Origin of the sequence: Aliiruegeria sabulilitoris, from assembly GCF_001558155.1 — a bacterium.
In the GTDB taxonomy this organism is placed as follows: Bacteria; Pseudomonadota; Alphaproteobacteria; order Rhodobacterales; family Rhodobacteraceae; genus Tropicimonas; species Tropicimonas sabulilitoris.
Genome location: NZ_LOAS01000001.1, coordinates 447,246 through 474,124 on the forward strand (window position 1 = coordinate 447,246; position 26,879 = coordinate 474,124).

General features: G+C 62.7%; 24 protein-coding genes. 14 read left to right on the forward strand and 10 right to left on the reverse strand.

Annotation, left to right across the window (positions count from 1 at the left end):
• Positions 1 to 120: 120 nt before the first annotated feature.
• Entirely contained in the window at positions 121 to 783 is a 663-nt protein-coding gene (gene msrA / locus AX756_RS02060) for a peptide-methionine (S)-S-oxide reductase MsrA (RefSeq protein WP_068307918.1), read from the forward strand.
• A gap of 92 nt (positions 784 to 875) precedes the next feature.
• Here the strand turns inward: msrA and hemH are convergent, their stop codons facing one another.
• Together hemH and AX756_RS02070 are read right to left on the reverse strand one after the other, a co-directional pair.
• Entirely contained in the window at positions 876 to 1,910 is a 1,035-nt protein-coding gene (gene hemH / locus AX756_RS02065) for a ferrochelatase (protein ID WP_068307920.1), read from the reverse strand.
• Between the two features lie 55 nt (positions 1,911 to 1,965).
• The gene (locus tag AX756_RS02070) at positions 1,966 to 2,826 is read right to left on the reverse strand and encodes a methyltransferase domain-containing protein (RefSeq protein WP_068307924.1); all 861 of its coding nucleotides are present in this window, start codon (positions 2,824 to 2,826) and stop codon (positions 1,966 to 1,968) included.
• A gap of 37 nt (positions 2,827 to 2,863) precedes the next feature.
• Between AX756_RS02070 and AX756_RS02075 the strand changes: the two genes are divergently transcribed.
• Genes AX756_RS02075 through thpR form a run of 5 tightly spaced genes read left to right on the forward strand, consistent with a single transcriptional unit; the run spans position 2,864 to position 5,702 of the window.
• Complete coding sequence (locus AX756_RS02075; RefSeq protein WP_231700959.1) at positions 2,864 to 3,571, forward strand: double zinc ribbon domain-containing protein; 708 nt, start codon at positions 2,864 to 2,866, stop codon at positions 3,569 to 3,571.
• A 35-nt stretch (positions 3,572 to 3,606) separates the two neighbouring features.
• Positions 3,607 to 3,870, forward strand: coding sequence for a glutaredoxin 3 (gene grxC, locus AX756_RS02080; RefSeq protein WP_068307928.1), 264 nt, complete (start codon positions 3,607 to 3,609; stop codon positions 3,868 to 3,870).
• A gap of 9 nt (positions 3,871 to 3,879) precedes the next feature.
• Positions 3,880 to 4,713, forward strand: coding sequence for a carbon-nitrogen hydrolase family protein (locus AX756_RS02085; RefSeq protein ID WP_068307931.1), 834 nt, complete (start codon positions 3,880 to 3,882; stop codon positions 4,711 to 4,713).
• Positions 4,710 to 5,150, forward strand: a complete 441-nt coding sequence (locus tag AX756_RS02090) for a MarR family winged helix-turn-helix transcriptional regulator (protein WP_068307934.1) — start codon at positions 4,710 to 4,712, stop codon at positions 5,148 to 5,150. The genes AX756_RS02085 and AX756_RS02090 overlap by 4 nt, the downstream gene beginning before the upstream one ends.
• Positions 5,151 to 5,153: 3 nt before the next feature.
• Positions 5,154 to 5,702 carry an RNA 2',3'-cyclic phosphodiesterase gene (gene thpR / locus AX756_RS02095; protein WP_068307937.1) on the forward strand — a complete coding sequence of 183 codons (549 nt, stop codon included), beginning with the start codon at positions 5,154 to 5,156 and terminating at the stop codon, positions 5,700 to 5,702.
• A 6-nt stretch (positions 5,703 to 5,708) separates the two neighbouring features.
• On the opposite strand, the gene ubiG is transcribed toward thpR, so the two are convergent.
• Positions 5,709 to 6,455 carry a bifunctional 2-polyprenyl-6-hydroxyphenol methylase/3-demethylubiquinol 3-O-methyltransferase UbiG gene (ubiG, locus tag AX756_RS02100; protein ID WP_068307939.1) on the reverse strand — a complete coding sequence of 249 codons (747 nt, stop codon included), beginning with the start codon at positions 6,453 to 6,455 and terminating at the stop codon, positions 5,709 to 5,711.
• 69 nt (positions 6,456 to 6,524) lie between these two features.
• Between ubiG and pip the strand changes: the two genes are divergently transcribed.
• A complete protein-coding gene (pip, locus tag AX756_RS02105; RefSeq protein ID WP_068307941.1) occupies positions 6,525 to 7,514 on the forward strand; it encodes a prolyl aminopeptidase in 990 nt (329 codons plus the stop codon).
• Positions 7,515 to 7,522: 8 nt separating this feature from the next.
• Here the strand turns inward: pip and AX756_RS02110 are convergent, their stop codons facing one another.
• A complete protein-coding gene (locus AX756_RS02110; RefSeq protein WP_068307944.1) occupies positions 7,523 to 8,728 on the reverse strand; it encodes a cation:proton antiporter domain-containing protein in 1,206 nt (401 codons plus the stop codon).
• Between the two features lie 218 nt (positions 8,729 to 8,946).
• On the opposite strand from AX756_RS02110, the gene rimP reads away from it, so the two are divergent.
• Genes rimP through infB form a run of 4 tightly spaced genes read left to right on the forward strand, consistent with a single transcriptional unit; the run spans position 8,947 to position 14,437 of the window.
• On the forward strand, positions 8,947 to 9,546 hold the full coding sequence (gene rimP, locus AX756_RS02115) for a ribosome maturation factor RimP (RefSeq protein WP_068307947.1): 600 nt from the start codon (positions 8,947 to 8,949) through the stop codon (positions 9,544 to 9,546).
• Positions 9,547 to 9,563: 17 nt separating this feature from the next.
• Positions 9,564 to 11,183 carry a transcription termination factor NusA gene (nusA, locus tag AX756_RS02120; protein WP_068307951.1) on the forward strand — a complete coding sequence of 540 codons (1,620 nt, stop codon included), beginning with the start codon at positions 9,564 to 9,566 and terminating at the stop codon, positions 11,181 to 11,183.
• A gap of 27 nt (positions 11,184 to 11,210) precedes the next feature.
• A complete protein-coding gene (locus AX756_RS02125) occupies positions 11,211 to 11,846 on the forward strand; it encodes an RNA-binding protein (protein ID WP_068307954.1) in 636 nt (211 codons plus the stop codon).
• A complete protein-coding gene (infB, locus tag AX756_RS02130) occupies positions 11,843 to 14,437 on the forward strand; it encodes a translation initiation factor IF-2 (RefSeq protein WP_068307958.1) in 2,595 nt (864 codons plus the stop codon). The genes AX756_RS02125 and infB overlap by 4 nt, the downstream gene beginning before the upstream one ends.
• 222 nt (positions 14,438 to 14,659) lie before the next feature.
• On the opposite strand, the gene mutT is transcribed toward infB, so the two are convergent.
• From mutT to AX756_RS02145, 3 genes are read right to left on the reverse strand one after another with little or no spacing between them, the layout of a single operon-like run.
• Positions 14,660 to 15,058, reverse strand: coding sequence for an 8-oxo-dGTP diphosphatase MutT (mutT, locus tag AX756_RS02135; protein WP_068307960.1), 399 nt, complete (start codon positions 15,056 to 15,058; stop codon positions 14,660 to 14,662).
• A complete protein-coding gene (gene argJ / locus AX756_RS02140) occupies positions 15,055 to 16,302 on the reverse strand; it encodes a bifunctional glutamate N-acetyltransferase/amino-acid acetyltransferase ArgJ (protein WP_068307964.1) in 1,248 nt (415 codons plus the stop codon). The genes mutT and argJ overlap by 4 nt, the downstream gene beginning before the upstream one ends.
• 11 nt (positions 16,303 to 16,313) lie before the next feature.
• Positions 16,314 to 17,165, reverse strand: a complete 852-nt coding sequence (locus AX756_RS02145; RefSeq protein ID WP_068307968.1) for a peptidylprolyl isomerase — start codon at positions 17,163 to 17,165, stop codon at positions 16,314 to 16,316.
• 174 nt (positions 17,166 to 17,339) lie between these two features.
• Between AX756_RS02145 and secA the strand changes: the two genes are divergently transcribed.
• The 3 genes from secA (at position 17,340) to AX756_RS02160 (ending at position 22,720) form a co-directional block, all read left to right on the forward strand.
• Positions 17,340 to 20,036, forward strand: coding sequence for a preprotein translocase subunit SecA (gene secA, locus AX756_RS02150; RefSeq protein WP_068307970.1), 2,697 nt, complete (start codon positions 17,340 to 17,342; stop codon positions 20,034 to 20,036).
• A 118-nt stretch (positions 20,037 to 20,154) separates the two neighbouring features.
• Positions 20,155 to 21,138 carry a hypothetical protein gene (locus AX756_RS02155; RefSeq protein WP_068307982.1) on the forward strand — a complete coding sequence of 328 codons (984 nt, stop codon included), beginning with the start codon at positions 20,155 to 20,157 and terminating at the stop codon, positions 21,136 to 21,138.
• Between the two features lie 19 nt (positions 21,139 to 21,157).
• The gene (locus tag AX756_RS02160; protein WP_082738880.1) at positions 21,158 to 22,720 is read left to right on the forward strand and encodes a phosphate ABC transporter substrate-binding/OmpA family protein; all 1,563 of its coding nucleotides are present in this window, start codon (positions 21,158 to 21,160) and stop codon (positions 22,718 to 22,720) included.
• Between the two features lie 23 nt (positions 22,721 to 22,743).
• On the opposite strand, the gene radC is transcribed toward AX756_RS02160, so the two are convergent.
• The 3 genes from radC to dnaK all read right to left on the reverse strand — a co-directional run bounded on the left by radC (position 22,744) and on the right by dnaK (position 26,710).
• Complete coding sequence (radC, locus tag AX756_RS02165) at positions 22,744 to 23,517, reverse strand: RadC family protein (RefSeq protein ID WP_068307989.1); 774 nt, start codon at positions 23,515 to 23,517, stop codon at positions 22,744 to 22,746.
• Between the two features lie 48 nt (positions 23,518 to 23,565).
• A complete protein-coding gene (gene dnaJ / locus AX756_RS02170; protein WP_068307991.1) occupies positions 23,566 to 24,723 on the reverse strand; it encodes a molecular chaperone DnaJ in 1,158 nt (385 codons plus the stop codon).
• Between the two features lie 73 nt (positions 24,724 to 24,796).
• A complete protein-coding gene (dnaK, locus tag AX756_RS02175; RefSeq protein ID WP_068307993.1) occupies positions 24,797 to 26,710 on the reverse strand; it encodes a molecular chaperone DnaK in 1,914 nt (637 codons plus the stop codon).
• Positions 26,711 to 26,879: the final 169 nt, after the last annotated feature.

A 26,879-nucleotide genomic window follows, 5' to 3' on the forward strand; every position in this document is an offset into this window, starting at 1 on the left:
GGGGGCGTGAGGGAAAGGGAAAGCCTGAAACCTGCGTCACCTGTGCGTGATCTCACGGCCGGTTGAATTGCAGGTGAAACGCGCCTGTGGGCACATTGCCGTCAAAGGAAAGGAAATGTCATGCTAGCCATTCTGGACAACGTGAAACCGGCCCTTCTGGCGCTGTTCATCGCCATCGGGACGGTTGTGCATTGCGACGACGCCAAGGCGGCGCAAACCGAAACGGCGATCTTTGCCGGCGGGTGCTTCTGGTGCGTGGAATCCGATTTCGAGAGCGTTCCGGGCGTGATCGAAGCGGTGTCCGGGTTTACCGGAGGAACCGTGAAGAACCCGAGCTACAAACAGGTCGTGCGCGGTGGAAGCGGTCATTACGAGGCGGTGGAGATTACCTACGACCCGGCCAAGGTCAGCTACCCCCAACTCGTGGACCTGTTTTTCCGCTCGGTCGACCCGACCGATGCAGGCGGCCAGTTCTGCGATCGTGGCGAGAGCTACCGCACCGCGATCTTCGCAACGCCTGCTCAGAAATCGGCGGCAGAGGCCGGTCTGGCTTCTGCCCAGCAGGCGCTAGGCAAGAAGATTGTCACTCCCGTCCTTGCCGCGCAGGCATTCTACCCGGCCGAGGACTACCATCAGGATTACTACAAGCAGGACGAGTTGATCCTCACCCGCTTCGGTCCCCGCTCCAAGGGAAAGGCTTACAAGCTGTATCGAGACAGCTGCGGTCGCGATGACCGGGTCCGGCAACTCTGGGGCAACGATGCGCCTTTTGTGGGCGGTTGATCACCGACAAATCCGCCGCGCGCTCGTGGCGCGCGGCCACCCTCAACCGGATGAGCGCATCTGTGATGCGGCGACGACGGGTGGGAGCGCCCCTACTCGATCCATCCCTTGAGATTGTTCGTGATTACCTCACTCAGCGCCGAAATATGGGGCGCGTCGTCGTTCAGACAGGGAATATAGGTGAAGCTCTCGCCGCCGGCTTCCTCGAAGCTTTCCTTGATCTCCTCGTTGATCTCTTCCAGCGTCTCGATGCAATCGGCGGAGAAGGCCGGCGCGATCACCGCGATCCGCTTCTTCCCCTGCCGCGCAAGCTCCGCGACATGGTCGACCGTGTAGGGCCGCAGCCAGTCTTCCGGCCCGAACTGGCTCTGGAAAGTGGTGCAGATCTTTTCCGGGTCCATCCCCGTCCGCTCCTGCAACAGCCGCGTCGTCTTCTGGCACTGGCAGTGATACGGGTCGCCCTCCATCAGGTAGCGTTTCGGCACGCCGTGATAGGAACACACCAGCATGTCCGGCGCTTCCTCCATCCCGGCGAAGCCGCGCTCCACCGATTGCGCCAGCGCGTCGATATAGGCGGGTTCGTCGAAATAGGGCGGCACGATCCGGGCCGTGGGTTGCCACTTCTCCTCCATGAGAACGCGGAAGAACTGGTCATTTGCCGTGGCCGAGGTGGCGCCGGCATAGTGTGGGTAAAGCGGGAAAAACAGGATCTTGCGGCAGCCTTGCTCGATCAGCGCCTTAACCCGCTCCTTGGTCGATGGGTTACCGTAGCGCATGCACAGATCCACCACGACCTTGTCACCGTAGCGCGCCTGCATCTCGGCGGCGATGGCTTCCTTCTGGGCCCGGCTGATCGTCATCATCGGGCTCTCGTTCAGCTCGTTGTTCCAGATCGAGCGATAGGCCTCGCCCGAGGTGAACGGCCGCTTGGACAGGATGATGAGTTGCAACAGCGGCTGCCATTTCCATTTCGGGTAATCGATCACCCGCTGGTCGCTCAGGAACTCGCTCAGGTAACGCCGCATCGACCAGTAGTCGGTGGCGTCGGGCGTTCCGAGATTGGCCAGCAACACGCCGATCTTCTCTTCGGGGAAACTCGGGTGGTCATCGGGGCGGGTCATGATCATCGGTCTGTCCTGGCTTTAAGTGGTCTGGGACCAAATAGAATCGCGGGGTGCTTCGTCAATCGTCGTCGGCAATTCGGCCCTGTCCGGCGGGATCGTTCAAGCCGATTTCTTCCGCGCCGAGCGCATCGGCCAGCCGCGTGGTGGCCGAGCCCGGGCGCAAGGGTTGTGGCTGCGAGGCATCTGGCGCCCATCCGGTCATCACGAGGATCTCGAAAGTGGCACGGATACGCCCGTCCTCTGTTCCGAACTGGCGGGCATAGTCCTCGGCGGCCTTCAGGAAGAATTCGCGCGGCACCGGCGCCTTGTGCCGGTTGGCCAGCGCATTCACCTCGCCCATCGCGCGCAGATCGCGCATCAGGTGGAACATCGTCTCGTATGTCACGGTCAGCGGCAGGCTATCGACCACGGGCAGGGCGAGGCCGGCGCGCTGCAAGAGCCCGCCAAGGTCACGGATCTCGCCCATTGGCGCCACGCGTGGCGACAACCCGCCCATCACTTCGGTTTCGGCCATGGCGAGGACCTGTCGAAGCTCGGTGAGGGTCTCGCCGCCGAAACTGAAGCCAAGGAAAAACCCGTCCGGGCGGAGCGCGTGGCGCGCCTGGGCAAGCTGGCCAACCGGGTCATCGGCCCAGTGCAGCGCCATGGCGTGGATCACCAGATCATGGGCGGCCAGATCGAGCCCGAGGGTTTCGTCGTCGGAAACCTGCTTGGCATCCGGGCGCAATTCTGACCAGAGCGCGGGAAAACCCGAGATCACGGCGGCATCCGTAAACGTCCTGTTAACCAGATGCAGTCTTTCCTCCACCTCGTCCGCCATCATCCGATGGAGGAAATCCGCCATGCCGCCTTGGGTGGCGCACGCGCGGGAACGGGCGCGGCTGAGGGCGGCGCGATCGGTCAATCGAGGGGTCGTCATGCTGGGAAATGCTGCCTTGCGGTCCGGGTTTCGGGCGATGATGCATGTTGTTTACCCTCCCCATTGCCTGACCTGCAACGCAATCGTCGGCACCGATGGCGGTCTTTGCGCCGATTGCTGGGGCCGAACGCCGTTTCTAACCGGGTTGCGGTGCGATCTTTGCGGGGTGCCATTGCCGGGCGATGATCCGACCGAGATTGCCTGTTGCGATGACTGCCTGAGGATCGCCCGTCCGTGGAGCAAGGGGCGCGCCGTGCTTGCCTATCGGGACAATGGCCGCAGGCTCGTGCTGTCCTTCAAGCATGGCGACCGGACCGAACTGGCCCGGGCGGCCGGCGCCTGGATGGCCATTGCCGCGCGGGATATCCGTCTGCCCGGCCAGATCGTGGCGCCGACGCCGCTGCATTGGCGCCGCCTGTTCAAACGCCGCTACAACCAGGCCGCGCTGCTCGGGGCGCGGCTGGCGAGTGAACTGGAGCTGGAGCACTGTCCGGACCTGTTGAAACGGCATCGTTTCACAGGCTCGCAGGAGGGCAAGGGCAGGGATGCCCGGTTTGCCAATCTGGTCGATTCCATCTCGATCAATCCGCGCCAGTCCGTACGGGTCGCGGACCGGCCCGTCCTGCTTGTGGACGATGTTCTGACTTCCGGTGCGACGCTCGCGGCCTGTGCCGAGGCTTGTTATGCTGCAGGTGCAACAGATGTTCGGGTCGTGGCTCTGGCGCGGGTGGTCAAGGACGGGTAAGGTCGCCGCCGGATAAGCCGGAGCCTTGAGAGCATATGCAGCCTGTCGAAATCTATACCACTCCCTTTTGCGGTTACTGCCACGCGGCCAAGCGCCTTCTGAAACAGAAGGGTATCTCCTTTTCCGAGGTGGACCTGTCCAGCGCACCCGAGCGCCGGCAGGAGATGCTGAACCGTTCGAATGGCGGCTATACTGTGCCGCAGATCTTCATCGGCGAAACCCATGTCGGCGGCTGTGACGAGCTCTATGGACTGGAGCGCGCGGGCAAGCTCGATCCGCTTTTGAACGCCGAGGTCTGATACGGGAACATGCGGGTAGGACTTCTGCAGCTCAACGTCTCCGACGACCCGGTCGCCAATCTGACCGAAACATTGGCGCGGGTGGAGGAAGCTGTGTCGGCGGGCGCCGAATTCGTCCTGACCCCGGAGGTGACGAACTGCCTCTCGGGCAGTGCGACGCGGCAGCGCAAAGTTCTGCAAGGGCAAGCGGAAGACATAACCCTCGCCGCGCTGCGCAAGGCCGCGGCGAAACACGGGGTCTGGTTGCTGATCGGCTCGCTGGCGCTCCGGACCGACGACCCGGACGGGCGTTTCGCCAACCGCTCCTTCCTGATCGGCCCTGCGGGCGAAATCGTCGCGCGCTACGACAAGATCCACATGTTCGACGTGACCGTGTCGGAAACCGAGACCTACCGGGAATCGGCTGGTTACCGACCGGGAACCGAGGCGGTGATCGCCGAGACGCCTTTCGGCAAGATCGGGATGACGATCTGCTACGACCTCCGTTTTCCCAATCTTCACCGGCGGCTTGCGCAGGCCGGTGCCGGAATCCTGACAGTCCCGGCCGCCTTTTCGCCCGTCACCGGTGCCGCCCATTGGGAGCCGCTGCTGCGGGCTCGTGCCATCGAGACCGGCGCCTTCGTCCTGGCACCGGCACAATGCGGGACGCACCCGAGCAGCCGGGGCAAGCAGCGGCGCACTTATGGCCATTCCATGGTGGTTGCCCCCTGGGGCGAGGTGTTGGCGGATGCCGGCGAGGACCCCACAGTCATGTTGGTGGATATCGACATGGCCGAGGTGGCCCGCGCCCGTTCCCGCGTGCCCTCGCTCACGCATGACCGTCCCTTCGGAGGGCCGGAATGAGCCAGCAGACCGATAGCCTCGCCGTGGCGCTGTTTTCCGAGATCTTCACGATCGACCAGCTTGCCCATAATCGCCTTTCCAAGGCGCTGCCCAAGGGGATGGAGCTGAGCCAGTTTTCCGTGCTCAATCATCTTGCCCGCGTGGGCGAGGAGCGCACGCCCGCGCAGCTCGCGCAAGCTTTCCACCTGACGCGTGGGGCGATGAGCAACACGCTCTCCAAGCTGGAATGGGCAGGCCACGTGCACGTTCGCCCCGATTGGAACGATGCGCGGCGCAAATTCATCTCGATCAGCCCGTCTGGGAAAGCGGCACGAGAAACGGCGATTGCGGCGGTCTCTCCGATCATCGCCGAGGTCGTCGAGGAGATCGGTCCGGATCGCGTTCGGCTGGCGCTGCCGGTTCTTCGGGAACTGCGCGAGAAGCTCGGTGCGGGATAGGTCATGCGCTGCTTCCTGGCCATTACGCCGCCCGACCCGGTTCTGGACCGCCTGGAAATGCTCTCGGCCCGGTTGCCGGTCGGCCGGACGCCACCGCGAGAGAACCTGCACCTGACCTTGGCCTTTTTGGATGAAGTGCCGGAGATGCAGGCACGGGATCTGCATCTGGCCCTGAGCGAGATCTCCCATCCCGCGGTCGAGGTCACCTTTGCCGGGCTGGACCTTTTCGGCGGCGCGAAACCGGAGATCCTGCACGCCGCCGTGCGCCCGGAACCGGGGATCGTGCATCTTCACGACAAGGTCCAACAAGCGGCCCGCCAGTCCGGACTGGCGCTGAAACGCACCCGCTTTCGCCCGCATGTAACACTCGCGCGCTTCAACCGCGCGCCGTCGGGCGAAGCGGCGGACAGGCTGGCCGATTTCCTTAGAGCCAACGCGTTGGCCGAGATTCCGGGTTTTCGGGCCGAGAGTTTCTCGCTGTATCAGTCAGAACTTGGCCACGGTCCCGCACGCCATAGTGAGCTGGCCCGCTATGAGTTGCAGACCGCCTAGACGCGCTTACGCCGGGCGGGTGCTGGCGGTGACGTAGTTCACCGAGAGATCGCTGGAGGAAAGCGACCAGCTCCACAGGATCGGGTTGAACACGAACCCAGTCGCGTCCTCATGCCGGAGCCCGGCCTTTTCCAGCAACTCCTTCAGCTCGTCGGGCGTGATGAACTTGTTCCATTCATGCGTGCCCTTGGGCAGCCAGCGCATCACCCATTCCGCACCGACAATCGCCATCGCGAAGCTCTTGGGGTTGCGGTTGATCGTCGAGCAGATCATCAGCCCGCCGGGTTTGAGCAGGTCATGGCAGGCGGTCAGGTAGGCCAGCGGGTCCGACACGTGTTCGACCACTTCCATGTTCAGCAGCACGTCGAACTTCTCGCCCGCCGCGGCCATCTCCTCGGCGGTGATGCAGCGATAGTCGATGTCCAGCCCGGACTGCTCGGCATGGATCTGCGCCACCGGGATGTTCCGCGCGGCCGCATCCGCGCCGACAACCGTCGCCCCCAGCCGCGCCATCGGTTCCGACAGCAAGCCGCCGCCGCAGCCGATATCGAGCAGGCGCAGCCCCTCGAACGGCTTGGGCGCGGTCAGGTCGCGGTCGAACTCGGCGGCGATCTGACGGGTGATGTAATCGAGACGCGTCGGGTTGAGCATGTGCAGGGGCTTGAACTTGCCCGTAGGGTCCCACCATTCGGCGGCCATCGCTTCGAACTTGGCCACTTCGGCCGGATCGACGGTGGTCTGGGACATGTTCATGCTGCGGCTCCTTGTTCGGGGCGGTGGTTGGGCGTGGCGCCTGCTTTCCGACCGCTATATAGCTCGGTTATGGACAAGGTCGCGGGACACAAAAGCGCACTGCACTACCTCTATCCGTCGGTTGAACCCTTCGACCGGTGTCTGCTGGATGTTGGCGACGGCCACAAGGTCTATGTCGAACAATGCGGTGCGCCAGACGGAATTCCGGTGGTTGTGCTGCACGGTGGTCCGGGTGGTGGCTGCAGCCCTGCCATGCGCCGTTACTTCGATCCAGAGAAATACCGCATCATCCTGTTTGATCAGCGCGGCTGTGGCATGTCGCGGCCCCATGCGAGCGTCGAGAACAACACGACCTGGCACCTGGTGCGCGACATCGAAACGATTCGCGAACATATCGGCGTGGAGCGCTGGGTGGTGTTTGGCGGCAGCTGGGGCGCGACGCTGGGCCTGCTTTATGCACAGGCGCACCCCGATCACGTGGCCTACCTGGTGCTGCGCGGTGTGTTCCTGATGATGCAGCGCGAGCTCGACTGGTTCTATGGCGGTGGTGCGGGGCAGTTCCACCCTGAAGAGTGGCAACACTTCACCAGTCTCATTCCGCCCGAGGAACGCGAAGACCTGATCGGCGCCTATGAAAGGCGTTTGTTCGGCGAGGATCAGACTGCGCAGACATATTTTGCCCGCGCCTGGTGCCGGTGGGAAAACGCGCTGGCCACGATCCGGAGCGACGGCGCGCATTCGGACGCGCCGGGGCATTACGCGCGCGCCTTTGCCAGGCTGGAGAACCACTATTTCCGTCACAAGGGATGGCTTGAGCGGGACGCACAGATCCTCGAGGACATGCCGCTGATCTCGAAGATCCCGGGAATCGTCATTCAGGGCCGGCAAGACATGATCTGCCCGCCGCGCTCGGCCTGGGAGGTTACCGAACGCTGGTCGCGCGGAGAATTGCGAATGGTCGGGTTGGCCGGTCATGCGTTGAGCGAGCCGGGGATTACCGCCGAGCTAGTGCGCGCGACCAAGGCGCTCCCGCGCATGGCGGGGCAGCTCGGTCTGTAGCGTGCGGCTCAGCCGTCCTTGTCTGCGGAGTCCAGCCGGAAGACCTCGACAGCGTATTTCGCCGATAATCCATGCAGGAAGGCCGAGATCAACACCGCCATGATCGCGGTGACGAGGATCGGGTTGCTTCTTTGCAGGTGCTCGAAATCCATGATCACGAACACGGCGAAAAGCGCCGTGGCCAGGCCGCGCGGGCCGAACCAGCCATAGAACAGGCGCTCGCTCGCCGTCGTGTCGGTTCCCATCAGCGACAGCCAGATCGCCACCGGCCGCACGACGAACAGAGAGATCGCGATCACGGCAACACCGGCGAAGGTAATGCTTTCCAGCGCGACCGGCGCAAACAGCGCGCCGATGAAGAAGAAGCTCAGGATGGCAAGAAACTGTCCGTCGCCCTCGATGAACTCCCGCGCATGCGAGACCGTTCCCTTGGCAAAATTCGCATAGGCGACGCCCGAGACGAAAACCGCGACGAAGGAATTGCCGCCCGCGTGCTCGGCCGCGAAATAGATCACGCCTACAAGTGCAAGCACGGCGACCTTGCTCAGACCGTGATCCATAAGCTTGTGCGCCACCGAGAAATTCCGCAGCAGCCCGGCCGCCGCCCCGCCGAGCAGACCGACGAGCGCGCCAACCCCGATCTGGACGGCAAGCAGTCGCAGCAGCGATCCGTCGCCAAGCTCGGGATCATTCGCACTGACGGCGAGGCCAGCGAAAAAGATCACGAAGGGCAGGGCGAGCCCGTCATTCAACCCACTTTCGGCGTTCAGCGTGTTGCGGATGATCTCGGGGATGCGTTCGTTCGACTGGATGGATTGGCCGAGCGCGGCATCGGTCGGCGCAAGCAGCGCGGCCAGCAGGAAAAGCTCCCAAAGCGGCCAGCCGGGCAGCAACAGCCAGTTCACCAACGCTCCGAGACCGATCGCGATGGGAAGCCCGATCAGCAACATGCGCCCGGCGCGCTGCCCGATCCGGTCCACCGCATCGCGGTCGAGCAGGGTGGCATCGGCAAAAAGGAGCAACGCCAGAGTCATCTCGGCAAGATCATGAAAAATGGTCGCGGAATCATGGGTGAGATGCATTCCGCTCGCACCAAACACCACACCGACGCTGAGGAAAATCATCGGCATGGTGATGCCGCGCCGGCTGATGGCTGCGGAAAAGAAGCAATAGAGCAGGATGATGACCGCCGCGCCGAGAACGTGAAAACTCATTAAAATCTCCCAAGTTGCTGGAACCTTAGGGGTGGATGAACGTCCGTGGCAATGCACTGGTTCGCCTTGCAGGGCGCAGGAGATTTCCCAGCCCCCCTTGCCAGAAGGCACCGAAGCACGTATATGCCCGTTCAACAGCGGCGCGTCGGTGCTCAACCGAGGTTCCACCGAGAAGTATCGACGGGCCGCGCGCCCGTTTTTTTGTGTCCGGACAGAACATGACCGACCTTATCGCCAAGACGAATATCGACCAACGACTGGCAGAGATCCTGACCCCCGTGATCGAGGGGATGGGTTTCGAGCTTGTGCGCATCCGGCTTATGTCCGGCAACACGCCGATCTTGCAGATCATGGCCGAGAAGCCGGAGGGTGGCATCGAGGTTGACGACTGTGCCGAGATTTCCACTGCCGTTTCCGCGGTGATGGATGTCGAGGACCCGATCGAGGACAATTATACACTGGAAGTGTCCAGCCCCGGCATCGACCGGCCGTTGACCCGGCTGAAGGATTTCGAGACCTGGGCCGGCTATGTCGCCAAGCTGGAAACCGAGGAGCTGATCGACGGCCGTCGTCGCTTCAAGGGTACGCTGAAGGGTGTCGAAGGCAACGAGGTGCTGATCGAGATCGACCACGAGGGCGAGCCGGTGATCATCGGGCTCCAGTTCGACTGGCTCTCCGAAGGCAAGCTGGTGCTGACCGACGAGCTGATCCGCGAGATGCTCAACCAGCGCAAACATGCGGGCGAGATCGACGAAGCCCAGTTCGACGAAGTGCAGACATTCATGGCGTCCGAGGGCGACGCCAAAGAGAACTCGTAAAAGAGGAACAACAAGAGATGGCCATCACATCCGCCAACCAGCTGGAACTGCTGCAGACCGCCGAGGCGGTAGCGCGCGAGAAGATGATCGACCCGGAGCTGGTGATCGAGGCGATGGAGGAATCTCTCGCCCGTGCCGCCAAGTCCCGTTACGGTTCGGAAATGGACATTCGCGTGTCCATCGACCGCAAGACCGGTCGCGCCACTTTTACCCGTGTGCGCACCGTGGTCGCGGACGAAGAGTTGGAGAACTACCAGGCGGAGCTGACGGTCGAGCAGGCCAAGCAATACATGGCCGATCCGCAGATCGGCGACACGCTGACCGACGAGGTCCCCCCGGTCGAGATGGGCCGGATCGCCGCCCAGAGTGCCAAGCAGGTCATCCTGCAGAAGGTGCGCGAGGCCGAGCGCGACCGGCAGTTCGAAGAGTTCAAGGACCGCGCTGGCACGATCATCAACGGTGTCGTCAAGCGCGAGGAATATGGCAACGTCATCGTCGATATCGGCCGTGGCGAGGGCATCCTGCGCCGCAACGAGAAGATCGGCCGCGAGAGCTATCGCAATGGCGACCGCATCCGCTGCTTCATCAAGGACGTGCGCCGCGAGGCCCGTGGTCCGCAGATTTTCCTGAGCCGGACGTCGCCGGAGTTCATGGCCGAACTGTTCAAGATGGAAGTGCCGGAGATCTATGACAACATCATCGAGATCAAGGCCGTGGCCCGTGACCCGGGCTCGCGCGCGAAGATCGCCGTAATCTCCTATGACAGCTCGATCGACCCGGTCGGCGCCTGTGTCGGTATGCGCGGCAGCCGTGTGCAAGCCGTGGTGAACGAGCTTCAGGGCGAAAAGATCGACATCATCCCGTGGAACGAGGACGTTCCGACCTTCCTCGTGAACGCGCTGCAGCCGGCCGAAGTGACCAAGGTCGTGCTCGACGAAGAGGCAGAGCGGATCGAGGTTGTCGTCCCTGATGAGCAGCTTTCGCTCGCCATCGGTCGTCGCGGCCAGAACGTCCGGCTTGCGAGCCAGTTGACCGGTCTCGATATCGACATCATGACCGAAGAAGATGAGAGCCAGCGCCGCCAGAAAGAATTCGAGGAGCGCACGCAGCTCTTCATGGCCACGCTGGACCTCGACGAGTTCTTCGCCCAGCTTCTGGTATCCGAGGGCTTCTCGAATCTCGAGGAAGTCGCCTATGTCGAGCTGGACGAGCTTCTGGTCATCGACGGCGTGGACGAAGCTACGGCCAACGAGCTTCAGGCCCGTGCTCGCGACCATATCGAAGCGATCAACCGCAAGGCGCTGGAAAAGGCTGTCGAGATGGGCGTCGAGCAGAGCCTGATCGATTTCGAGGGCCTGACCCCGCAGATGATCGAGGCGCTGGCCGATGACGGCGTGAAGACGCTGGAAGATTTCGCTACCTGCGCGGACTGGGAACTGGCCGGCGGCTGGACCACGGTCGATGGCGAGCGGGTCAAGGATGATGGCGTTCTGGAGAAATTTGACGTTTCTCTCGCCGAGGCGCAGGACATGGTGATGACTGCGCGCATCCAGCTTGGCTGGGTCGACCCGGCGGAGCTTGAGGCCGAAGCTGAAGAGGCCGAGGAAGACGCCGAAACCGAGGAGGCCGGCGCCTGATCCCTGGCGCTGGTTGGGTATCGGACCTTGGGTCGCGGTGGAATACATAAGGACCGGGAGGCGGCGAGCGAACGCAAATGCGCCGCCACCGGTGAGACCCGACCAAAGGCGGAGATGATCCGCTTCGTGGTCGGACCCGATGGCGGGATCGTGCCTGATCTTGCCGGCAAGCTGCCCGGACGTGGTATCTGGGTGACGGCGACGCGCGATGCTCTGGCGCTGGCCGTGAAGAAAAAGGCCTTCTCCCGCGGCGCCAAGCGGCAAGTCGCTGTGCCCGAGGGGCTGGTCGATGCGATCGAAGCAGGGCTGGCGCGCCGCGTGACCGACACGCTGTCATTGGCGCGCAAGGCCGGGTTGGCGATGGCGGGCTACGAGAAGGTCCGCGGGCTGATCCAGAACGGCGAGGTGGTCGTTTTGCTCCAGGCCAGCGATGGCTCGGAGCGCGGAAAGAGCAAATTGCGCCTTCCACCGGAGGAAGGTGCCTATTTCGACTGTCTGACGGCCCATGAAATGGGTTTGTCCTTTGGTCGAGACCATGTAATACACGCGGCGCTGTGTGCCGGAGGACTCACGACTCGTGTCGTTGAGGAGGCCACACGGCTTTCCGGCCTGCGCGGCAATATCGGGGCAGACGGCCCCGGAAAGGACGATGGTATCGCATGAGCGAGAATGACGGCAAAAAGACCCTGGGCCTGAAGGGCGGAGCACGCTCCGGCTCGGTGAAGCAGAGTTTCAGCCATGGACGCACCAAGAACGTCGTGGTCGAGACGAAGCGCAAGCGGGTCGTTGTTCCGAAACCGGGTGCTGGCAAGTCCGGCGGCGGCGGCGGACAGGCGGGCGGAGATCCTTCGCGCCGCCCGGCCGGAATTTCGGATGCCGAGATGGATCGCCGGCTCAAGGCGCTGCAACTTGCCAAGGCGCGCGAGGCCGATGAGGCCGTGCAACGCGCTGCGGACGAGAAACGCCGCGAGGAAGAACGCCAGCGTCGCCGCGAGGAGATCGAGGCCAAGGAGCGCGAGGAGCGCGAACGCGAAGAAGCGTTGAAGGCCAAGGCCGAGGAAGAAGAGCGCAAGAAGCGCGAGGCTGCCGAAGCTGTCAAGCGTGAGCGTGAAGAGCGCGAGGCGTCCCGCAAGGCGGTTCTGGCCACGCCGTCCCGTTCCGCGCAAGCTCCTCAGCCTCGTTCGGCCAAGAAAACCGAGCCCGAAGCTCAGGCCGAGGAGAAGGCCGCACCGGCTGCCCGGGAAACCCAGGCGCAGCCCAAGACCTTCACCAAGCCTGACGCGACTCCGCGCAAGGGCGGTCGTGACGATCGCGATCGTGACAACCGCAGCAAGGCCAACCGTGACGACAGCCGTCGTTCCGGCAAGCTGACCCTGAACCAGGCGATGACTGGTGGCGAAGGCGGGCGTCAGCGGTCGATGGCCGCGATGAAGCGCAAGCAGGAACGCGCCCGGCAAAAGGCCCTGGGTGGCGCTGAGAATCGTGAAAAGGTCGTGCGCGACGTGCAGGTTCCCGAGACGATCGTTGTCTCGGAACTGGCAAACCGTATGGCCGAGCGTGTGGCCGACGTGGTCAAGGCGCTCATGCAGAATGGCATGATGGTCACCCAGAACCAGCCGATCGATGCCGATACGGCGGAACTGATCGTTGAAGAGTTCGGCCACAAGATCGTCCGGGTGTCGGATGCCGACGTGGAAGACGTGATCGACTCCGTCGAGGACAAGGACGAGGATCTTCAGCCGCGTCCGCCGGTCGTCACGGTCATGGGCCATGTCGACCACGGCAAGACCTCGCTGCTCGACGCGATCCGCCATGCCAAGGTCGTTGCCGGCGAGGCCGGTGGCATCACCCAGCATATCGGCGCCTACCAGGTGACCACCGATGGCGGGCAGGTGCTGTCCTTCCTCGATACGCCGGGCCACGCTGCCTTTACGTCCATGCGTGCCCGGGGTGCGCAGGTGACAGACATCGTGATCCTCGTGGTTGCTGCCGATGACGCGGTGATGCCGCAGACAGTCGAGGCGATCAATCACGCCAAGGCTGCGGGCGTGCCGATGATCGTGGCGATCAACAAGATTGACCGCCCTGCTGCCGACCCCACCAAGGTTCGGACCGACCTGCTCCAGCACGAGGTTGTCGTCGAGGCGATGTCGGGCGAGGTGCAGGATGTCGAGGTTTCGGCCATCACCGGCCAGGGTCTCGATGAACTGCTCGAAGCCATTGCGCTGCAATCGGAGATCCTTGAACTCAAGGCGAACCCGAACCGCGCTGCGTCCGGGGCCGTGATCGAAGCCCAGCTTGATGTGGGTCGCGGTCCGGTTGCCACCGTTCTGGTTCAGAACGGCACGCTCAGGCAGGGCGACATCTTCGTCGTCGGTGAGCAGTGGGGTAAAGTTCGTGCGTTGGTCGACGACAAGGGCAACCGTGTCGAAGAGGCAGGCCCTTCGGTTCCGGTCGAGGTGCTTGGCCTCAACGGTACGCCGGAAGCCGGCGACGTTCTGAACGTGGTCGAGACCGAAGCCCAGGCGCGGGAAATCGCCGAGTATCGCGAGCAGGCCGCCAAGGACCGGCGTGCCGCTGCCGGTGCCGCCACGACCCTCGATCAGCTGATGGCCAAGGCCAAGGAAGACGAGAACGTGGCCGAGCTGCCGATCTTGGTGAAGGCTGACGTGCAGGGTTCTGCCGAGGCCATCGCCCAGGCGATGGAAAAGATTGGCAATGACGAGGTTCGCGTACGCCTGCTGCACTATGGCGTCGGTGCCATCACGGAGAGCGATATCGGCCTTGCCGAAGCATCCGGTGCACCGGTCATCGGCTTCAACGTACGTGCCAACGCCCCGGCCCGTGCTGCGGCAAACCAGAAGGGCGTGGAGATCCGGTACTACTCGGTGATCTATGACCTTGTGGATGATGTGAAGGCAGCCGCGTCCGGCCTGCTTTCTGCCGAAGTGCGCGAGAACTTCATCGGTTATGCCGAGATCAAGGAGGTCTTCAAGGTCTCCAATGTCGGCAAGGTCGCCGGCTGTCTCGTCACCGAGGGTGTCGCCCGCCGTTCCGCCGGTGTGCGTTTGCTGCGCGACAACGTGGTCATCCACGAAGGCACGCTCAAGACGCTCAAGCGCTTCAAGGACGAGGTTGCCGAAGTGCAGTCCGGCCAGGAATGCGGCATGGCTTTCGAGAATTACGAAGATATCCGCCCAGGCGATGTCATCGAGATTTTCGAGCGCGAGGAAGTCGAACGTCAGCTGGCCTGATCTCGAAAGACAACACGAATAGATATCGGGCGGCTGGTTACAGCCGCCCTTTTCATTTGGAACCGGTGATTTTCGTCTCTTCGGATCGTGCCTCCGGCGGAGGTATTTGGGGAAAGATGAAACCGAATTGGGCTCGCGATCATCTTTCTGAAAATATCCTGGGGGGAGCGCTCGAAAGAGCGCGGGGGGCAAAGCCCCCTCGTTAGACGCCGAAATGGCAGGTCAGAGCCACTCGCGAATATGCGGGATCAGCGGGATATCCGCTTCGGGCATCGGGTAGTCGCGCAGCTTGTCGCCGGTGACCCATTTCAGGGCCTGCCCTTCCCGCGAAACAGGTGTTCCCTGCCACTTTCGGCAGATGAAGAGCGGCATCAGCAGATGAAAATCCGCGTAGGCGTGGCTGGCGAAAGTCAGGGGGGCGAGGCAGGAGGACCAGGTGTCGATGCCCAGTTCCTCGTGCAGCTCACGGATTAGGCAGGCTTCCGGCGTCTCCCCGGCTTCGATCTTGCCACCGGGAAATTCCCACAGGCCGGCCATGGATTTACCCTCTGGTCTTTGCGCCAGCAGCACGCGCCCGTCGAAATCGACGAGCGCAACGGCAGAGACAAGGACTGTCTTCACGAACGGTAATCCGCGTTGATGGAGATATAGGCGTGGGTCAGATCGCAGGTCCAGGCGGTGAACGCGCCGTTTCCTAGGCCGAGATCGACCGACATATGCAATTCAGGCTGCTTCATGTAGGCCGCGCCGGCCTCCTCGGTGTAGCTCGGGGCAACCCAGCCCTTTTCGGCCACGAGGATATCGCCGAAGCGAATGGAGAGCCTGTCGCGATCAGCCGTCGCGCCGGATTTGCCGACCGCCATCACAACGCGACCCCAGTTCGGGTCTTCACCGGCGATGGCCGTTTTGACCAGCGGTGAATTGGCGATGGACATGGCAATGGTCTTTGCATCCGCGTCGTCGGTCGCACCCGTGACCCGGATTTCGAGGAACTTCGACGCGCCCTCGCCGTCCTTGACCACCTGGTGCGCGAGATCCTGCATGACCTTGTGCAACGCCTCTACGAACGTCCTTCCGGACGCGTCGTTCAGGTCGTCAATACGTGCCTCGCCCTTGCCGGTGGCAGCCAGCAGCAGCGTGTCGGAGGTCGAGGTGTCTCCATCGACCGTGATCGCGTTGAAGGTCTGCTCGGTCAGCGAACTGAGCGCCTGTTGCAAGACGGGTTGGGCGATCGCGACATCGGTGAAGATATAGACAAGCATCGTGGCCATGTCGGGCGCGATCATGCCGGACCCCTTGGCGATGCCTGCGATGCGGATTTCGCCGGCGGGGCTTTGAACGACGGCACCGGAGCCCTTGGCATAGGTGTCCGTTGTCATGATGGCCCGCGCGGCGGTCTCGATCCCTTCAGGAACCAGGCCCGCGACCAGCTCGTCGAGCCGTTGAGTGATCCGCTCATGCGGCAACCGTTCCCCGATGACTCCCGTGGAGGAGGTGAAAACCCGTGCGGTCGGTATGCCGGACGCGGCGGACACAGCCGCGCAGATAGCCGCGACGGAGCCTTCACCGGCAGCGCCGGTAAAGGCGTTGGAATTGCCCGAATTCACAAGGATCGCGGCGCCGGCATCCGCGTCGGTGCCGGCCGCCAGCTTGGCTTCGCAATCCAGAACCGGAGCGGAGCGGGTCGAAGACCGGGTAAAGACGCCGGCAATGGCGCTGCCCGGCGCGAGCCGGGCCAGCATCACGTCGGTTCGGCCCGCATATCGCACGCCCGCTGCCAGCGCGGAGAACTCCACACCGGCGATTTCGGGCAGTTCTGGGAAAGATGCAGGCGCAAGCGGTGAAACGGACAGTTTTCCGGCCATCTTTCTCTCCGTTACTCGGCGATCAGGTCGAGGTTGTTGAGCAGGCCGGGATCGAATTCCATTTCGGATTTCACGACATCGGTCTCGTCCATCACCGCCGCGAGCGCTTCGGTCACGGCCGCGTTCTCGATCTCGGCGGCAAGTTCCGCGCGCACCTCGTCAAGGCTCGGCGCGTCGGCAATCCGGGACTCGTTCAGCTTGACCACGTGCCAGCCGAACTGCGTCTGCACCGGATCGGAAACCTGGCCGTCTTCGAGCGCCATCACGGCCTGTTCGAACTCCGGCACCATCATGCCCGGACCGAACCAGCCGAGATCGCCGCCGCTCGGGCCGGAGGGACCGGTGGATTTTTCCATCGCCAAGGCCGCAAAGTCGGCGCCGCCATCGAGCGCTTCGCGGATAGCCTTGGCCTCGTCTTCGGTCGCCACGAGGATATGGGCGGCGTGAAACTCCTTGGTCGGCTCGGCATCGGCGAAACGTGCCTCATAGGCCGCCTGAAGGCTCGAGTCGTTCACCGCGTCGCGGACGACCTTGCCGATCGCCTCGCCGGCGAGCAGGCCGGAGATCTGGTTGTCGATGGACAGCTGGGTTGCCTTTGTCACCTCTTCGCCAAGCGACTGGGCCATGGCATTCTGCTGCATGAGCTGGTCGAGGATACCTTCCCAGAGCACGGCAGGCTCCAGTTGCTGGTATTGCTGCGGCAGCGTCTGCCGCGCCACGATCATGTGACCGAGCGTAATGTCGGCGCCGCCGACGGTCGCGACAACCGTATCCGCGGTGATCTCTTCGGCCCCTGCCGGCAGGCTGGCCGCCATTGCGAGGGCAAAGAGCCCGGCACCCCAGGTTTTGTTGGTGATCTGCATCGAGATAGGCTCCTTCGTGGCCGCGCCCTTGCGCAGCGTTGACACTCACAGGGCGCACCCTTACATCCCGCATGGTCCGGGAGGCGAGCGGCTCTTCGTTAGATGTCTAGGTAACGATGCACGCAAGGGCCGGCAAGGCGTCCTCTCACACGAATTAGTCATGGCGGAGCAGATATGCTGGGAATTGGAACGATCGCGAAAAAGGTCTTTGGCACGCCAAACGACCGCAAGATCAAGGCAACCCGTCCCGTCATCGACCAGATAAACGCGTTGGAACCGGAATTCGAGAAGAAGACCGATGCCGAACTGATCGAAAAGACGCGCGAGCTTCAGGAACGCGCCCGCAACGGCGAGGATCTCGACGCGCTGTTGCCGGAAGCCTTCGCCAATGTCCGCGAGGGGTCCAAGCGGGCGCTTGGCCTGCGTGCGTTCGATGTGCAGCTCATGGGCGGCATCTTCCTGCATGAGGGAAATATCTCGGAGATGAAGACGGGCGAGGGCAAGACGCTCGTGGCCACCTTCCCGGCCTATCTCAACGCGCTCTCCGGCAAGGGCGTGCATATCGTCACCGTCAACGACTACCTCGCCAAGCGGGATGCGGAATGGATGGGCAAGGTCTATGCCCATCTGGGCATGACCTGTGGCGTCGTCTACCCGCAGCAGCCCGAGGAAGAGAAACTCGGCGCCTATGGCTGCGACGTGACCTACGCCACCAACAACGAGCTTGGGTTCGATTATCTGCGCGACAACATGAAATCCGAGCTCAAGGATGTCTGCCAGAAATATCACAACTTCGCGATTGTCGACGAGGTCGACTCGATTCTGATCGACGAGGCACGGACGCCGCTGATCATCTCCGGCCCCAGCCAGGACCGTTCCGAGCTGTACCGCACCATCGACGGGATCATCCCCGAGGTGCAGCCGGAGCATTACAAGCTCGACGAGAAATCCAAGAACGTCACCTATACCGACGAGGGCAACGAGTTCCTCGAACAGCGGCTGCGCCATTACGAGCTGCTGCCGGAAGGGCAGAACCTCTATGACCCCGAGAGCACCACATTGGTGCACCACATCAACCAGGGCCTGAAGGCGCATGTGCTGTTCCAGCGCGACAAGGACTACATCGTGCGCGATGGCCAGGTTGTGCTGATCGATGAGTTCACCGGTCGGATGATGCATGGCCGCCGCCTGTCGGATGGTCTTCACCAGGCGATCGAGGCCAAGGAAGGCTGCGATATCCAGCCCGAGAACGTCACTCTCGCCCAGGTGACCTTCCAGAACTATTTCCGTCTCTACGACAAGCTTTCGGGCATGACCGGCACGGCGCTGACCGAGGCGGATGAATTCATGGAGATCTACAAGCTCGGCGTTGTGGAGGTTCCGACCAACCTGCCCGTCGCGCGCAAGGACGAGCACGACCAGGTCTATCGGACCGCTGCCGAGAAATTCAAAGCCGTGATCGAGGAAATCCGAGAGGCCAACAAAAAGGGCCAACCGGTTCTGGTCGGTACGACCTCGATCGAGAAATCGGAAATGCTCAGCCAGATGCTTCAGGCAGAAGGGCTCAAGCACAACGTCCTGAACGCACGCCAGCACGAGCAGGAAGCCCAGATCGTCGCCGATGCCGGCAAGTTGGGCGCGGTGACGATTGCCACCAACATGGCGGGCCGCGGGACGGACATCAAACTCGGCGGCAATGTCGAGTTCAAGGTGATGGAGGCCATCGCGGCTGATCCCGATGCCGATCCGGAGCAGATCCGCGCCGATATCGAGGCCCAGCACAAGGGCGACGAGCAGGCCGTGAAGGATGCCGGCGGTCTTTACGTGCTGGCGACCGAACGTCACGAAAGCCGCCGGATCGACAACCAGTTGCGCGGCCGTTCCGGCCGTCAGGGCGACCCGGGCAAGTCCAGCTTCTTCCTGAGCCTTGAAGACGACCTGATGCGGATTTTCGGCTCCGAGCGGCTGGATTCCATGCTGAACCGCTTGGGTATGCAGGAAGGCGAGGCCATCGTGCACCCTTGGGTGAACAAGTCGCTGGAGCGTGCGCAGGCCAAGGTCGAGGGGCGCAACTTCGACATCCGCAAGCAGCTGCTGAAATTCGACGACGTGATGAACGACCAGCGGAAGGTGATCTTCGGTCAGCGTCGCGAGATCATGGAATCCGAGGATCTGTCGGAAATCGTCCAGGACATGCGCCGCGAGGTGATCGACGACCTGGTTGCGCAATACATGCCCAAGAAGAGCTATGCCGACCAATGGGAGACCGAAGCGCTCCACGCAGATGTGCGCAAGAAAATCGGTGTCGACGCACCGGTGATGGAATGGGCCGAAGAAGAGGGCGTGGATGACGACGATATCCGGGAGCGCCTCTATGACGCCTCTGATTCGTTCATGGCCCAGAAGGCAGTGGATTTCGGCCCCGAGAACATGCGGATGATCGAGAAGCAGCTCCTGCTGCAGACGATCGACAGCAAGTGGCGCGAGCACCTGCTGACGCTGGAGCATCTGCGCTCCGTTGTCGGTTTCCGTGGCTATGCCCAGCGTGACCCGCTCAACGAGTACAAGAACGAGGCCTTCCAGCTGTTCGAGAACCTGCTCGACGGTCTGCGTGAGGAGGTTTCGGAGAAGCTTGGCCAGATCCGTCCGCTGACGCCGGAAGAGCAACAGGCAATGATGCAGCAGATGATGGCCCAGCAGGCCGCGCTGCAGCAGGCCGCTGGCGGCGGCGAGCCCGAGAAGGACGCGCAAGCGCCCGTGCCCGACGGTTTCGACGAAACCGATCCGAACACCTGGGGCAATCCGGGCCGGAACGAGCCCTGCCCCTGCGGATCAGGTAAGAAGTTCAAGCACTGCCACGGGGCGCTCTGAGCCCGTAAACGCGGCTTATTTTTCACGAATGTGACCTATTCGGGTCTTGGCAGCGCCACGGCGCTGCCCATTTTTTAGCCTATGTCTTGCTGAAGGTTTCGACCCGAAGGAGGCAGATATGCGTGTGAGTCCACGTTTCATCAATGCCGGTGCGGTCTTCGTGATCGCGTTTTCCACCGGCTACGTAATGCAGAATGCCGACGCCCTGGCGGCGCGCTTTGGGGGGAATGACAATCCTGATCAGGTCCGGCTCGATACCGCTGCACAGCTCGACGCCGAGATCGCCGCTCCCCCGGAGGAGCTTGTCGAAGAGGCCCGGCTTGTTCCCCTCGAACACGAGATTTCCGTGCTCGGTACGCCTGCAACCCAATCCTACGCAAACCGCCTTGCCGGGTTGCTGCCAAAACACGCGCCCGCCCCCGCGCCGCAATGTGAAACGAGCCTGACCGCCAAGACGAAGCCCTCGGCAATGCTTGCGCTCGAAATCATGGCTCCCTGCCAGGCTGGCAAACGGGTTGAAATCCGCCACGAAGAACTGATTTTTGCCGAAACTCTGGACGATTCGGGAAACCTGCACGTCCAGATGCCCGCCCTGCGGGAAGTCGCGCATGTTACGGCGCATTTTTCCGACGGCCAGCTTCTCGAAACTTCTGCAGTGGTTTCCGATCTGGCGGAATTCGAGCGGATCGCGCTGCAATGGCAGGGCGAGACCGGGGTCGAATTGCACGCCTACGAATTCGGCGCGGCCCGGGGCCACCCCGGCCACATCCACGCCGGAAATCCGCGTTCGCCGCGACGGGCGGAACTCCTTGGGGCCGGTTTCCTGGCGAAACTGGGCACAGAGCAGGACGGACCACAAGCCGAGGTCTACAGCTTCCCGGCCGCTGACGCCCAATATGAGGGAATGGTCCGAATGTCGGTCGAGCTGGCGGTGAGCAAGGCCAATTGCGGGCGCGAAATCCAGGCTCAGACCCTACGTGCGACGACGGACGGCGAAATCGAACCCATGGATCTGTCACTTTCGGTTCCTGCCTGCGACTCTGTCGGCGAATTTCTGGTGTTGAACAACCTTCTGAGAGACATGAGTATCGCCGCTAACTGAAACGGGCCGATCCTGAACAATGGCATCAATGCTTTCACGCGCGGCGGCCATCGCCGCGCTTCTTCTATTCGGAGCTGCATCCGTCGCGGCGCAGGACGCCTTTCTAACGTCCCGCGACGGTGGGATCAGTCTTGAAGGAACGATGCTCGGATTCGATGGGGAGTTCTATCGCCTCAGGACCGAGTTCGGCGTCATTACCATCGATGCCGAGGGCGTGGATTGCGAAGGGCCCGGTTGCCCGGACTTGCTGAGGCCGGTTGCGGATATCCGTTTGTCCGGGGACGCATCGCTCGGGCAAATCCTGTTGCCGGCCATGGTCGAAACCTTCGCGGCCACGAACGCGCTCTTGCCGAAGCGCGTGCAGGAAACGAAGGATCGCTTCAGTTATCACCTGATTGATCCGACGCAGGATCGGCTGGTGGCCCGGTTCCATTTCAATTTGTCCGATTCGGCGCAGGGGCTGAACGACCTCATGGAGGATCGAGCAGACCTGGCCATGGCCAATCGCGCCGCGAATGCAGACGAAATTGCCCGAGGGCAAGCGGCCGGAATCGGTGATCTTTCAGGTCCGCGCCGATCCCGGATCGTGGCATTGGATGCCCTGGTGGCCGTGGTCGCGTCGCGCAACCCGGTGCGCCGGATCAGTCTGGAGCAACTGGCCGGTATCCGCTCCGGCAAGATCCAGAGTTGGAGGGAGCTTGGCGGCACACCGGATGCGATCGACCTGCATGAAATGGTTCCGGACGGAAGCACCGAACAGTTTCTGCCGGGGGGCGGCGCGACGGGTGAAACACCGCAACGTTCTGGCTGGCTTCTGCGACATGAGTCCAGCCCCGGCCTCGTGGACACGGTGGCGCGAAGCCCCGAAGCTCTCGGGCTCGTGCGATATTCCAAAATGGGTCATGCGCGTCCGCTGGTGCTGACGGGCAGTTGTGGCCGGCAGATTTCGGTCTCGCCCGAGGCGATCAAGGCGGAGGACTACCCGCTGCCGCTGCCGCTCTACCTGTATGTACCGCCGCGGCGGCTGCCATTGCTGGGCCGCGAATTCCTTGACTGGCTCAACACCCCATCGGCCGAAATGGCCGTCAGGCGCGCGGGTTATGTCGATCAGGTACCGGTGGAGATTCCCGTGGCGGCGCAGGGAGAGCGACTCGCCAACGCGATTTCCGCAGCCGGAGAGGAGGTTTCGCTCGAAGACCTGCAGGAGCTTGTCACGGCCATGTCCGGCGCGCGGCGCCTGACGGCGACGTTCCGGTTCCGAAACGGCTCCGTCAATCTCGACGCGCAGTCGGAGGGAAACCTTGATCGACTCGCCCGCGATATCGAGATCGGCCTGCATGACGGAACCGAGATTATCCTGGCCGGCTTCTCCGACGGGCTTGGCCCGGCGGATGGCAATCGAGCCCTGTCGCTGGAGCGTGCGGAGACGGTGAGCGACGCGTTGCGGTCGATTATTCCGGCGGCGGACTGGGAGCGGGTCCGGCTCACGACCATCGGCATGGGAGAGGCTTTGCCGCTCGCATGTGACGACAGTGAGCGGGGCCGCCAGACGAATCGCAGGGTCGAGGTCTGGCTCCGGTAACTTCCGCTCCGTTTGCTGCAACTTCACAGGTAACCGGCGCTCCGGAAGCTGAATTCGGCTTCCCGGCCGATCACAAGGTGATCGTGGATCGTCAGGCCGAGCGCCTCCGCAGCGTTCACCATCTTCTCCGTCATGGCGACGTCGGCGGCCGATGGTGTAGGGTCCCCGGAGGGGTGGTTGTGAACGAGGATGAGCGCGGAAGCGTTCAGTTCCAACGCCCGCTTGACCACCTCCCGCGGATAGACTGGCACGTGATCCACCGTGCCGTGCCCCTGATCCTCATCTGCCAGCAACGTGTTCTTGCAGTCGAGAAAGAGCACGCGGAAATGTTCCGTTTCCCGGTGCGCCATGTTCGTATGACAGTAATCCAGCAGCGAGTCCCAGCAGGTGAGGACCGGCCGGCGAAGGATCTTTGCCCGACTCAGGCGCTGTGCCGACGCTTCGACGATCTTGAGTTCCAGGATGACCATGGTCCCAACACCGGGCACCGACTGCAGGCGGCTGGCAGGGGCGGAGATGACGCGGTTGAAATCGCCGAAAGTCTCGATCAATTTCCGCGCCAGTGGCTTCACGTCGTGGCGGGGCACCGCGCGGAAAAGCACCAGCTCCAGTAATTCGTAATCGGGAACCGACTTGGGGCCTGCCTGCAGGAATCGCTCCCGCAGGCGTTGACGATGATCCTTCAGGTAGGATGGCTGCATCGGAGCCACGCTATGCGTCTGTTGCGGCGGAAGCGGTGCTTCGTCAGTGCCAAAAAGCGGCAGCGCAGATTCGGAAAATGCTTGGGCGATGGTCATGCGCAAACCATCGTCCAAGCATTTGAATTAAAGATTAAGGGTAGAGGGTTATCCCTTCATCTCGTCCCAGAAATCCTTCACCTTGGAGAAGAAGTTCGACGAACGCGGGTTGTTTTCCGCGCTCAACTCGTCGAATTCCCGCAGGAGTTCTTTCTGGCGCGACGTCAGGTTCACCGGCGTTTCCACGATAAGTTCGATGAACATGTCGCCGAATCCAGCCCCCCGCAGCGCCGGCATCCCCTTGCCGCGCAGGCGCATCTGCTTACCGGTTTGCGACCCCGCAGGCACTTTCACGCGAGAGCGGCCGCCTTCGATGGTTGGAACCTCGATATCACCGCCAAGCGCCGCCGATGCGACACTCACGGGAACCTGGCAGAACAGGTGCTGTGCGTCCCGGTTGAATATCTCGTGCTCGGCAACCTCGATGAAGATATAAAGATCGCCCGACGGGCCGCCGCGCGTGCCAGCGTCCCCTTCTCCGGCGAGACGAATGCGCGTGCCCGTCTCGACCCCGGCGGGGATATTGACGGAGAGCGAGCGCTCCTTCTCGACACGGCCATTGCCGTGGCAGGTCTGGCAGGGGTTCTTGATGATCTGGCCTAGCCCGTTACAGGTCGGGCAGGTGCGCTCGACCGTGAAGAAGCCCTGCTGCGCGCGAACCTTGCCCATGCCCGAGCAGGTCGGACAGGAAACCGGCTCCGCACCGCCTTCGGCTCCGGTGCCCGAGCAGGCACCGCAAGCGACGGAGGTCGGCACGTTGATCGTCTTCTGAACGCCCTTGTAGGCCTCTTCGAGGCTCACCCTCAGGTTGTAGCGGAGATCCGAGCCACGGGTCGCGCGTTGCCGCCCGCCGCCGCGCTGCCCGCCCATGAAATCGCCGAACAGGTCGTCGAAAACATCCGAAAACGCCGAGGCGAAATCGCCCTGGCCATGGAAACCGCCGCCGCGCGGCCCGCCACCGGGGGCACCGCCCATGCCGCCCTCGAAGGCGGCGTGGCCGAAGCGGTCATAGGCGGCTTTCTTGTCGGCATCCTTCAGGACGTCATAGGCCTCGTTCGCTTCCTTGAACTGGGCCTCCGCATTCGGGTTGTCGGAATTGCTGTCGGGGTGAAGCTCACGCGCCTTGCGGCGGTAGGCCTTCTTGATCTCGGCCTCCGATGCTCCACGCGCGACGCCAAGCACCTCGTAATAGTCACGTTTTGCCATCGGTTATCCCTCTGCCTCCACGACGCAAGCCGGCCCAGTTACCCGGACCGGCCCACTGGAGGTATTACGGTGCTCAGCGCTTTTCGTCGCCCAGGTCCTCGAAGTCGGCATCCACGATGTCTTCATCGACACCGTGCGGCTCTTCTTCGCCTTCCGGCGCGACTTCGCCAGCCTTCTGCTGCTCGGCCTTGTAGATGGCTTCGCCAAGCTTCATCGCGGCTTCGGTCAGGTTCTGGATACCGGACTTGATCTTGCCCAGATCCGAGCCTTCGAGCGCCTCTTCGAGCGGACCCATCGCCAGTTCGATCGCCTCGACGGTCGAGGGGTCGACCTTGTCGGAGTGATCGGAGAGCGATTTCTTGGTCGAGTGCAGCAGGCTCTCGCCCTGGTTGCGGGCTTCGACCAGCTCCTTCTTCTCCTTGTCGGCCTCGGCATTGGCCTCAGCATCGCGCACCATCTGCTCGATCTCGTCGTCATTGAGACCACCAGAGGCCTGGATGGTGATGTTCTGCTCCTTGCCGGTGCCCTTGTCCTTGGCGGAAACGGACACGATGCCGTTGGCGTCGATATCGAAGGTCACCTCGATCTGCGGCAGGCCGCGCGGCGCCGGCGGGATGTCTTCCAGGTTGAACTGGCCGAGCATCTTGTTGTCGGCAGCCATTTCACGCTCGCCCTGGAACACCCGGATCGTCACGGCGTTCTGGTTGTCCTCGGCGGTCGAGAAGATCTGGCTTTTCTTGGTCGGGATCGTGGTGTTGCGGTCGATCAGGCGGGTGAAGACACCGCCCAGCGTCTCGATGCCGAGCGACAGCGGCGTCACGTCGAGCAGGACCACGTCCTTTACGTCACCCTGCAGCACGCCGGCCTGGATGGCCGCACCGGAGGCCACGACTTCGTCGGGGTTGACCCCCTTGTGCGGCTCCTTGCCGAAGAACTTGGTGACCTCTTCCACGACCTTGGGCATGCGGGTCATGCCGCCGACGAGGACGATTTCGTCAATGTCGTTGATCGTCAGGCCGGCATCCTTGAGCGCCGCCTGGCAGGGCTTGATCGACGCCTTGATCAGGTCGCCAACAAGGCTCTCCAGCTTGGCACGGGTCAGCTTCATGACCATGTGCAGCGGCGTGCCACCGTTCGGATCCATCGAGATGAACGGCTGGTTGATCTCGGTCTGCTGCGAGCTGGACAGTTCGATCTTGGCCTTTTCCGCAGCTTCCTTCAGTCGCTGCAGCGCCATCTTGTCCTTCGTCAGGTCGACGCCGTGCTCTTTCTTGAACTCGTCGGCGAGGTACTGGACGATCCGCATGTCGAAATCTTCACCGCCGAGGAACGTGTCGCCGTTGGTGGATTTCACCTCGAACAGACCTTCGTCGATCTCCAGAACGGTCACGTCGAAGGTACCGCCGCCAAGGTCGTAGACAGCGATCGTCTTGGTCTCTTCCTTGTCCAGACCATAGGCCAACGCAGCCGCGGTCGGCTCGTTGATGATCCGCAGCACTTCAAGGCCGGCGATCTTGCCGGCGTCCTTGGTGGCCTGACGCTGGGCGTCGTTGAAATAGGCGGGAACCGTGATCACCGCCTGAGTGACGCTTTCACCCAGGTAGGATTCAGCGGTCTCTTTCATCTTTTGCAGGATGAAGGCCGAAATCTGGCTCGGGGAGTACTTTTCACCGCGCGCCTGGACCCAGGCGTCGCCGTTGCCACCATCGACGATTTCGAAGGGGACAATCTTGCGGTCCTTCGCGACCGCCGGATCATCTTCGCGGCGGCCGATCAGGCGCTTCACCGCAAAAATGGTGTTCTCGGGGTTCGTGACGGCCTGCCGCTTGGCGGGCTGGCCCACGAGCCGTTCGTTTTCTGTAAAGGCGACGATCGACGGAGTCGTACGCGCACCTTCGGCATTCTCGATCACGCGGGGCTGCGACCCGTCCATGATGGCGACGCAGCTGTTCGTCGTACCGAGGTCGATACCGATGACTTTGGCCATTTGCTTTCTACCTCTCTTGGCGATGTTGCGGGACACAGGCCCTGTAAGGCTCCCGGCCCCAATCCCAGTTAGTTGGCCGGATGGCTGCCCGGCCTAGCATCTCGGGGTATATAGGAGTGCATTCCTAGCCCTGCAAGCCGGGAAGCGAGGCAGATATGGACCAAAAATG